Raw genomic sequence first — 10,353 nt, forward strand, 5'->3', positions numbered from 1 at the left:
CTACAACACCATCGATGCACAAGATCAATCAAGGAATTAAAAATGCAAAACCCAAGTCGTTTGTTGCTGGCCCTGCTGGCCGTTGTGGGCAGCAGCGCTGCCTTGGCCCAGAGCAGCGTCACGCTGTACGGCCGTGTCAACACCTCCATCGAACACCAGAAAACAGGTGACGTGACCGTCAACGGCATGGTCAACAACTCCTCGCGCTTTGGCTTCAAGGGCGTGGAAGACCTGGGCGGCGGGTTGAAGGCTGGCTTCCAGTTGGAAAGTGGCTTCGACTCTAGCGATGGCACGGGTTCCGGCTGGACCCACCCCACCACCGGCATGTCTTTTGCTCGTCAGAGCGAAGTCAACCTGGCGGGCAACTTCGGTATGGTGCGCCTGGGCAACTTTACGCCCGAGTCGTACTACGCCACGGCCGACTATGTCGGTCTGCACAACCATGACACCGGCACGTCGTCGGATGCGCTGTACTACGACCCCGTGTGGTTTGGCGGCCTGAGCACCAAGAACAAGGTCGGCTACCGCACGCCTGACATGGGCGGCCTGACAGTGGATGCTTCGGTGAACCTGCACGAAAAGAATCCTGCGGTCGGCCCACGCAAGAACGGCTACGACTTGGCAGCCAACTACAACATGGGCGCTCTGGCCCTGGGCGCTGGCTACAGCCAGGTAGGTGACAACAACCAGTTCGCCCTGCGCGGTTTCTACACGGTCGGCCAGTTCATGGTCGGTGCTTACTACCAGCGCAACGACGAAGACCTGCTCGGCACGCGCAACAACGTGCGTCTGGCCGGTGCCTACACCCTGGGCGCCTCCGAGTTCCACCTGAACGTGGGCCGCGCCAACAGCTGGAGCAAGGTCAACGACTCGGCTGCTACGCAGTACACCCTGGCCTACAACTACAACCTGAGCAAGCGCACTAAGGTGTATGCCTTCTATACCAAGGTGAACAACAACGCCAATGCCAACTACATGACCGGCAGCAACGGCATTGACTTCAGCTCTGTCGCCCTGGGCGTGCGCCACAACTTCTAATCGCCGCCTCCCCTCTGGGGGGAGCCTGCTGACAAAAAGCCTCGCACCTTTTGGGTGCGGGGCTTTTTTACGTGCGCTGTGCGGGCGGCGCAATTACCAGAAAATTACGGTCCTCTCTCCCAGAAAGACTACCTGCCATGACCCAGGGACTGATCCGCATCCGTGGCGCACGCCAGCACAATCTGCAAAATTTGGACTTGGACATCCGCACCGGCGAGCTGACAGTGGTCACCGGCCCGAGCGGCTCGGGCAAATCCAGTCTGGTGTTTGACACGCTATACGCCGAAGGCCAGCGCCGCTATGTGGAGACCTTCAGCGCCTACGCGCGCCAGTTTCTCGACCGCATGGACAAGCCGGCGGTGGACAAGGTCGATGGCGTACCGCCGGCGATTGCCATCGACCAGACCAATCCGGTGCGCAGTTCGCGTTCCACCGTCGGCACGATGACCGAGCTGAACGACCATTTGAAGCTGCTGTTCGCCCGTGCCGGCCAGTTGTTTGACCGCCAAACCGCACAACCCGTGCGCCACGACTCGCCCGAGACGATCTACGCCGAGTTGCAGCGCCGCTGCCACGCTGCCAACGACCCGCGCATCGCCATCACCTTCCCGGTCGAACTGCCTGCCGACACCAGCGCGGACGAAGTGGCGCAGTGGCTGTCGGCCAGCGGTTTTACCAAGGTGCAGGCCGAGCGTGCGCAGGGAAGCGTCAAGCTGCTGGACGTGGTGGCTGACCGCTTTCGGCTGGGCAACACCGAGAAGGTGCGGGTGATTGAAGCCATCGAAGTCGCATTGAAACGCGGTGCCGGCCGGCTGAATGTCTACCAACTGGTCGATGGCGGCGAACCCGAAATTTGGAAATTCTCCACCGGCCTGCACTGCCCCGACAGCGACCTGCGCTATGCCGAGCCACTGCCGTCGATGTTCTCCTTCAACTCGCCGGCGGGGGCGTGCGAGACCTGCAAGGGCTTTGGCCGGGTGATTGGCGTCGATTGGGGCTTGGTGATTCCGGACGACAAAAAAACGCTGCGCGCTGGTGCCATCAAGACGCTGCAAACGCCAGCCTGGAAAGAAAACCAAGACGACCTGCTGCGCTACGCCGAAGCCGCCGGCATTCCGCGCGACACGCCGTGGAAGCAACTTAGCGCCGAACAGCAGCAATGGGTGATTCAAGGCGCGCCCGGTTGGACCGGCCAATGGAACCAGCAGTGGTACGGCGTACAGCGCTTTTTTGACTACCTGGAAACCAAGTCCTACAAGATGCACATCCGCGTGCTGCTGTCCAAATACCGCAGCTACACGCCGTGCCCAAGCTGCGCCGGCGCGCGCCTCAAAACCGACAGCCTGCTGTGGCGCATCGGCAGCCAAGCCGATGCCGATGCGGTACTACCACCGGCACAGCGCTTTCTGCCGCCAGGCGTGCCATGGAGCCGCGCCCAGCTCGAAGCGCTGCCTGGTCTGTGTCTGCACGATTTGATGCTGTTGCCACTGGAGCGGCTGCGCCAGTTCTTTGCGCGCATGACAGAGAAAAATACTCCTGATTTAATAGCTTCTAGCGCACGTATTCAAAGCGCTACAGCCCAATTTGATACCAATCATGGCGATGCGCAGGCCTTAAAGCTGCTGCACGAAGAAATCAACACCCGCCTGCGCTACCTGTGCGACGTCGGCATTGGTTACCTGACGCTCGACCGCCAAAGCCGCACGCTGTCGGGCGGCGAGGTGCAGCGCATCAACCTGACCACGGCGCTGGGCACCAGCCTGGTCAACACGCTGTTTGTGCTGGACGAGCCGAGCATTGGCCTGCACCCGCGCGATATGCACCGCATCACCGAGGCCATGCTGCGCCTGCGCGACGCCGGCAACACGCTGGTGGTGGTCGAACATGACCCGGCGGTGATGCTGTCCGCCGACCGCGTGCTCGACTTTGGCCCCGGCCCGGGCGAGCGCGGTGGGCGTATCGTCTTTGACGGCACGCCCGACGCTTTGCGCAGCGCCGATACGCTCACCGGCCAGTATGTGGGCGGACGCAAACGCATCGGCGCACCGTTTCCACGCCGCATCCAGGATTCGACGCCACGCCTGATCTTGGAAGGTGCACGCGAGCACAACCTGAAGAACGTATCGATCGAGTTTCCGCTGCAGCGCTTGGTCACGGTGACCGGCGTCAGCGGCTCGGGCAAGTCCAGCTTGATTCAAGACGTGCTGGCGCCGGCGCTGCAGCGCCACTTTGGCAAAGCCACCGAAACCCCCGGCGCCTTCGAGCGTCTGTTGGGCGCCGAGCAACTCAACGACGTGGTGTTTGTTGATCAGTCACCGATTGGCAAAACCGCACGCTCGAATCCGGTCAGCTACGTCGGCGCCTGGGACTCCATTCGCGAACTGTTCGCCACCGCGCCGCTGTCGCGCGAACGCGGCTACACCGCCACCAAATTCAGCTTCAACAACGGCGATGGCCGCTGCCCGACCTGCGGCGGCTCGGGCTTTGAACACGTCGAAATGCAGTTTTTGAGCGACGTGTATTTGCGCTGCCCCGACTGCGACGGCCAACGCTATCGACCGGAGATTCTGGAAGTCACCATCGAGCGCCATACATTGGGGTCAGAGTCCAATTTATCGCTGTCCGTGGCGGATGTGCTCCACCTCACTGTCAGCGAGGCCGTGGCGCTGTTTGCCGACGACCGCGAGGTGCTGCGCGCGCTGCAACCCATCGTTGATGTCGGGCTGGAATATGTCAAGCTCGGCCAGCCGGTGCCAACGCTCAGCGGCGGCGAAGCACAGCGGCTGAAACTGGCAGGTTTTTTGGCCGGTGCAGCGAAAAGCGCCTCCGCCAGCCGCCAGCCGTTGGCGCGCAAAGGCACGCTGTTTATGTTCGACGAGCCGACCACCGGCCTGCACTTTGACGACATCGCCAAGCTGATGCGGGCGTTTGGCAAGCTGCTGGACGCGGGCCATTCGCTGATCGTCATCGAGCACAACTTGGACGTGATTCGCGCCAGCGATTGGCTGATTGACCTCGGCCCCGAAGGCGGTGACGCGGGCGGCTGGGTGGTGGCCGAAGGGCCGCCCGAAGTGCTGCGCGAACACGCCACCTCGCACACCGGCGCGGCGCTGCGCGACTACGAGCAGGCGATGGGCGCAGTCGGTGCGGCCAGCCACAGCGTGCAAGAGAACACTTCACCACTCCTAAAAAGAGAGCTGTTAGCGCACATATCTAAAGGGCTAGAGGCCAAAAACACTATAAATAAGCCGCAAACCATCGACATCGTCAACGCCCGCGAGCACAACCTGAAAGGCTTGAGCGTCTCCATCCCACGCGGCAAATTCAGCGTGGTGACGGGCGTCAGCGGCTCGGGCAAATCGACGTTGGCGTTTGACATCCTGTTCAACGAAGGCCAGCGGCGCTATTTGGAATCGCTCAACGCCTACGCCCGCAGCATCGTGCAGCCGGCAGGAAGGCCTGAGGTCGATGCGGTGTATGGCATTCCGCCGACGGTGGCGATTGAGCAGCGCTTGTCGCGCGGCGGGCGTAAATCTACGGTGGGCACCACCACCGAGGTTTGGCATTACCTGCGCCTGCTGTACGTCAAGCTGGGCACCCAGCACTGCATTCATGACGGCGCAGCGGTGCAGCCGCAAACGCCCGACAGCATCGCCGCGCAGTTGCTACGCACTTACCAAGGCCAGCACATCGGCCTGCTGGCACCGCTGGTGATGCACCGCAAAGGCGTTTACACCGAACTGGCCGACTGGGCGCGCCCGCGCGGCCACACGCATTTGCGGGTGGACGGCAACTTTGTGCCGACCGCGCCGTTCCCGCGCCTAGACCGCTTCAAAGAGCACACCATCGAGCTGCCGGTGAGGAGCCTCGATGTGCGCGCCGACAACGAAGCTTTGCTGCGCAGCGCGCTATCGCAAGCGCTGCAACACGGCAAAGGCGTGGTGCACGTCCTGAGCCGCTTGGACGGCTTGGCCGAAGCGCTGGCCGCCGACTTACCGACCACTGGCATCGGTCGGCTGCAAGTGTTTTCCACCCGGCGCGCCTGCCCGGTCTGCGCCACGTCGTATGCCGAACTGGACCCGCGCCTGTTCTCCTACAACAGCAAACACGGCTGGTGCCCGGACTGCGTCGGCACCGGCGTGCAGTTGACCAAAGACCAGCGCCAATTGTTCGATGACTCGGTGCTGGCCGACGACCAAAAGGGCCGCGAGCAAACCTTTGCCGAGCCCGAAGTCGAAGACGTCGCCGGCCTGGCCTGCCCCAGCTGCCACGGCACGCGCCTGAACGCCACGGCGCGGGCGGTGCAGTTTGCCGGCGTGGCCATCACCGACATTGCGCGCCTGTCGGTCAGCGACATCCGCGCTTGGGCCGGCCAATTGGCGTTGACGGGCCGCGAAGCCGAAATCGCCCGCGACCTGCTGCCAGAAATCAAAAGCCGGCTGGAGTTTTTGCAAGAAGTCGGCCTCGGTTATCTGACGCTAGATCGCGGTGCACCGACGCTCAGTGGCGGCGAAGCGCAGCGCATCCGGCTGGCGGCGCAGCTGGGCAGCAATTTGCAAGGCGTGTGCTACGTGCTGGACGAGCCGACCATCGGCCTGCACGCGCGCGACAACCAGATTTTGCTGAATGCCCTGCACCAACTCAGCGCCAAAGGCAACACGCTGGTGGTGGTGGAGCACGACCAAGACACCATCCGCCGGGCCGACCACATCATCGACATCGGCCCCAGCGCCGGCCAGCGCGGCGGGCGGCTGGTAGCGCAAGGCAGCGTGGCCGACATCACCGGCGCAGCAGAATCGCAAACCGGGCGCTATTTGCTGCACGCCATGCGCCATCCTTTGCAGGCGCGGCGCGCTGTCAACGATGCGCAGTGGCTGACGGTGCAAGGAGCGCAATTGCACAACCTGCACCACGTCACCGCCCGCGTGCCATTGCAGCGCTTGGTGGCGGTGACGGGCGTCAGCGGCTCCGGCAAATCAACGCTAGCGCGCGACGTGCTATTGACCAACGTGCAAGCCTGGGTGCAACAACGCGCTACCCGCGCCGGCCGCGACGCCATGGACGCCGGTAAAGCGCCCGCCCTCATCGGCTGCAGCGGCCTGCAAGGCTTTGAAAGCATCGACCGCGTGCTCGAAGTCGATCAAACACCGATTGGCAAAACCCCGCGCAGCTGCCCCGCCACTTACATCGGCTTTTGGGACACGGTGCGCAAACTGTTCGCCGAAACGCTGGAAGCCAAAGCGCGCGGCTATGCGCCGGGGCGCTTTAGTTTCAACACGGGCGCCGGGCGCTGCCCGACCTGCGAAGGCCAAGGCATCCGCACCATCGCCATGAGCTTTCTGCCCGACGTCAAAGTACCCTGCGAAGCCTGCCACGGCGCACGCTTCAACCCCGAAACATTAGCCGTGACCTGGCGCGGCAAAAGCATTGGCGACGTGCTGCAAATGGAGGTCGATGCAGCGGTCGATTTCTTCGCCGCTATGCCCCACATCGCCCACCCGCTGCAATTGTTGAAAGACGTCGGCTTGGGCTATCTGACGCTAGGCCAACCCAGCCCGACGCTGTCCGGCGGCGAAGCCCAGCGCATCAAACTGGTGACCGAGTTGACCAAGGTGCGCGATGACGTCACCCGGCGCGGCAACACAGCGCCGCACACGCTGTACGTGCTGGACGAGCCCACGGTCGGCCTGCACATGGCCGACGTGGACAAGCTGATCCGCGTGCTGCACCGCCTGGTGGACGGCGGCCACAGCGTGGTGGTGATTGAGCACGATTTGGATGTCATCGCCGAAGCCGACTGGGTCATCGACCTCGGCCCCGAAGGCGGCAACGCCGGCGGGCGCATCGTGGCCGAAGCGCCCCCCGAAGGCGTGGTGCAGTGCGGCACGCACACGGGGGTGGCGCTGGCGCTTTATTTATCCGCTTAGCGCACGCTGCACCACAACAAAGCACCAGGCACAATTTTTGCTTCTATCTCTGATATTTTGGTGCAAAGCGGACTATTCGCACCAACTTGGTTCAATATTCCTTGGAGATGAGATATGGAAGCACTAAAACAGGGCGTAGATGCTTTGTTTATTCTCTTGGGCGCGGTCATGGTGTTGGCCATGCACGCCGGGTTTGCCTTTCTGGAACTGGGCACGGTGCGGCGCAAGAACCAAGTCAACGCGCTGGTCAAAATTCTGGTGGATTTTTCCGTTTCCACCGTGGTCTATTTTGCGGTGGGGTATGGCGTGGCCTATGGCACGCACTTTTTTGTCAGTGCCGAGGTGCTGGCCGCTCAAAATGGCTATGAACTGGTGAAGTTCTTTTTTCTGTTGACCTTTGCTGCGGCCATTCCGGCGATTATTTCTGGCGGCATTGCCGAACGCTCCAAATTCTGGCCGCAGCTGATTGCAACCGCAGTGATCGTGGGTTTCGTCTATCCGTTCTTCGAGGGCATTGTTTGGAACCAGCACTTTGGTATTCAGGCGTGGCTCAAGGCGACCACAGGCGCGGAGTTTCACGATTTTGCTGGCTCCGTGGTGGTACATGCGGTGGGTGGCTGGATTGCGCTGCCTGCCGTGCTGCTCTTGGGCGCACGCTCCAACCGGTACCGCAAAGACGGTGGCATGTCGGCGCATCCACCGTCCAGCATCCCGTTTCTGGCGCTGGGGGCCTGGATTCTGACGGTGGGCTGGTTTGGTTTTAACGTGATGAGCGCCCAGACACTGGACAAGATATCCGGTCTGGTGGCGGTCAACTCCCTCATGGCGATGGTCGGGGGCACCTTGGCGGCGCTGGTGCTCGGCAAGAACGACCCCGGTTTTGTCCACAACGGCCCACTGGCCGGCTTGGTGGCGGTGTGCGCGGGTTCAGACTTGATGCACCCCCTGGGGGCGCTGACGGTGGGGGCGATAGCGGGCGCCATCTTTGTGTCCATGTTCACACTGACGCAAAACAAATGGAAGATTGACGATGTACTGGGCGTGTGGCCACTGCACGGCCTGTGCGGCACCTGGGGTGGTGTGGCCGCCGGAATTTTTGGCTCTAAGGCCCTGGGTGGACTGGGGGGCGTGAGCCTAGGCGCGCAACTGGCAGGCACCGGTCTGGGCGTGGCCTGGGCCGCATTGGGGGGCGCGCTGGTCTATGGGGCGCTCAAGGCCAGTATGGGTTTGCGTCTGAGCCCAGAAGAAGAATATGACGGAGCAGACTTATCCATCCACAAAATCAGCTCGACCAGTCCCGATCGGGAGATCAATTGGTAGGCTGGCGCTGATCGCATTGCACTTATCGCATTGACTTTCAACACGCACTGAAATCTGGCTTGCGCTTGGACCCTTTTAAGTGGGTGTCCTTTTATTGACGCAGCCACTGCAGCGCACGATTACGGTTGGGGTTCGCTAGGTAACTAAAGTGGGTGTCCTTTTAGTGTCACCCTCACATTGCAGCGTACGCACAAATGGCGCACAATTTAATCTATGCGCTTTAGGAGACTGCTATGACAACACTTACCAAAGATACCCGCTTGCATATACGCTGCGACCATGAAATACGCCGCCTACTGGACAAAGCTGCTGCTTATGCCCATATGAGCGTGTCTGAATTCGTACTGAGAAACGCGGTAGAGCAGGCCCAGTCGCTTGTGCAAGCGCACGAGGCCATCACTTTGACTGAGCATGATTTCAATGCCTTTCTCAACGCCTTAGACCGCCCCGGTCAACCTGCGCCTGCCTTACAGCGTGCATTTGAACGCCACGCTGCACAGGTGCGCTAAATGCTTTTCAGTATTCGCCCGCTTGATGGCGAGATGCAAACGACAGACTTTGATTGCGGCGAGACGGTGCTGAATGAATACTTGCAGCGCTATGCCACACAAGACATCAAGCGCAGCGTAGCGCGGGTTTTTGTGGCAACACCAACAGAGCAACCATCGATCCCCGTCGGCTTCTACACTCTCAGCGCTGCCAGCATCGCCGCTGAAACACTGCCAGAGAAGTGGCGCAAAAAATTGCCACGCTATCCCGTACCAGTCGCACTGCTTGGCCGCTTGGCAGTAAACCAAAAAACACAAGGGCGTGGCCTAGGATCCATACTGATGGCTGACGCGTGCAAGCGCGTCGCTGCTGCAAGTGCCACGCTGGCAGTGGTGGCCATCGTGGTAGATGCCAAATCATCCCAAGCTGCAGCCTTCTACCAGCACCTAGGCTTTATCGAACTGCCAGGTCAGCTAGGCCGCTGGATGCTGCCACGGTCGCACTTCGCCGTTTAATGGCGATTTTTGAAATATTGCGAGCGCATTCCCCACCCTAGCCCAGCAGGCAGGGTGAGGGTCAAGCGAGTGGCGCTTGTCAAAGCGCCTTGCCCTTTTTTCTCGCGTGCTCTTCGGTGCCTTGGCTTTCAACATAAGCCCGCGCCGTCTCCAGCGTAGCACCGCCGACACTGCCGACAAAGTAGGCTCGGTGCCAGAACATCGGTTTCCAATAGAACGCTGCCAGGTGCTCTGCAAACCGATTCCTACTGCGCCGCGCGCTGGCCGTCTTGAGGTTGTTGACACGGCGTAAGCCGCCACGTCGATGGCAAACACCGAGGACAGCTCGCGGATGCGGGTTTCGACCCAGCCTCGGCGGTGCTCAAAGTTCTGACCAGTGTGGGCGTCGTGCCCGCACAGAAATGCGCGGCGCACGCAGCGGTTGACGACGTGGTACCACGGCGTGTCTAGCAGGGAGATGAGGGCGGAGCGGGGGCGGGTCATGGTGCAGATCTCGTTTGCGGCGCACGCGCACCGCGCAGCAGCCCTTCGGTGCTCAAGTCTTCATCAATATCGGGCCAGTGAATTCCATAACCACCGCCCGCCAACTCCCAATGGTTGCGCTGTTGCACCGTGGCATTGGCCAAGCGCGGATACCACGCCAAAGGCACGGCAATCGTGCGTCCGTCCATTAAATCCACGACCAGACGCGCCTCTTCCACTGCCACGTGCATGGCGCGGACGTCAGTTTCAGGTGCCAAAGAATGCATGCCATGCCTCTTTTAAAGAAGGTTGATGATTTTTCACCATACGCTGAATTTTTCCCAGCTCTGGCGCAGAGTAGCCCACGCTGCGCGCCACCGATGCATCGTGTAACCACACCTTGGCAGTTGCTGGGCCTTTATCTATATGGACGTGCGGCGGCTCGTTAGGTTCGTGGCTGTAGAAGTACAGCCTGAACCCGTCAACTCTCAAAATCGTGGGCATTTGCTGTGGCAAAGGTTGTGGGTGCAGGGCGGGCGATTCATGGTGCCAGTTTAGGCGGCGCTGTTTATTTAGGCAACTAAAGTGGGTGTCCTTTTAGT

The 10,353-nt window shown here is 61.2% G+C and carries 8 protein-coding genes; 5 read left to right on the top strand and 3 right to left on the bottom strand.

The features are described 5' to 3' along the window. Positions 1 to 42 precede the first annotated feature (42 nt). The 5 genes from Q390_RS0114440 to Q390_RS0114460 all read left to right on the top strand — a co-directional run bounded on the left by Q390_RS0114440 (position 43) and on the right by Q390_RS0114460 (position 9,289). Positions 43 to 1,038, top strand: a complete 996-nt coding sequence (locus tag Q390_RS0114440) for a porin (RefSeq protein ID WP_027996701.1) — start codon at positions 43 to 45, stop codon at positions 1,036 to 1,038. 137 nt (positions 1,039 to 1,175) lie between these two features. Next, positions 1,176 to 6,965, top strand: a complete 5,790-nt coding sequence (gene uvrA, locus Q390_RS0114445) for an excinuclease ABC subunit UvrA (RefSeq protein WP_027996702.1) — start codon at positions 1,176 to 1,178, stop codon at positions 6,963 to 6,965. A 114-nt stretch (positions 6,966 to 7,079) separates the two neighbouring features. Next, positions 7,080 to 8,285, top strand: a complete 1,206-nt coding sequence (locus Q390_RS0114450) for an ammonium transporter (RefSeq protein ID WP_027996703.1) — start codon at positions 7,080 to 7,082, stop codon at positions 8,283 to 8,285. Positions 8,286 to 8,518: 233 nt separating this feature from the next. Beyond that, positions 8,519 to 8,794: a type II toxin-antitoxin system TacA family antitoxin gene (locus Q390_RS0114455; protein WP_027996704.1), complete on the top strand. Its 276-nt coding sequence runs from the start codon at positions 8,519 to 8,521 to the stop codon at positions 8,792 to 8,794. Further along, positions 8,795 to 9,289: a GNAT family N-acetyltransferase gene (locus tag Q390_RS0114460; RefSeq protein ID WP_027996705.1), complete on the top strand. Its 495-nt coding sequence runs from the start codon at positions 8,795 to 8,797 to the stop codon at positions 9,287 to 9,289. A gap of 79 nt (positions 9,290 to 9,368) precedes the next feature. On the opposite strand, the gene Q390_RS20640 is transcribed toward Q390_RS0114460, so the two are convergent. From Q390_RS20640 to Q390_RS19610, 3 genes are all read right to left on the bottom strand, one after another. After that, positions 9,369 to 9,638, bottom strand: coding sequence for a transposase (locus Q390_RS20640; protein WP_211250471.1), 270 nt, complete (start codon positions 9,636 to 9,638; stop codon positions 9,369 to 9,371). Between the two features lie 130 nt (positions 9,639 to 9,768). After that, a complete protein-coding gene (locus Q390_RS0114465) occupies positions 9,769 to 10,038 on the bottom strand; it encodes a DUF2442 domain-containing protein (protein ID WP_027996706.1) in 270 nt (89 codons plus the stop codon). Next, on the bottom strand, positions 10,019 to 10,255 hold the full coding sequence (locus Q390_RS19610; protein ID WP_084153936.1) for a DUF4160 domain-containing protein: 237 nt from the start codon (positions 10,253 to 10,255) through the stop codon (positions 10,019 to 10,021). The genes Q390_RS0114465 and Q390_RS19610 overlap by 20 nt, the downstream gene beginning before the upstream one ends. Positions 10,256 to 10,353 lie beyond the last annotated feature (98 nt).

Source organism: Simplicispira psychrophila DSM 11588, assembly GCF_000688255.1.
GTDB classification, from domain to species: domain Bacteria; phylum Pseudomonadota; class Gammaproteobacteria; order Burkholderiales; family Burkholderiaceae_C; genus Simplicispira; species Simplicispira psychrophila.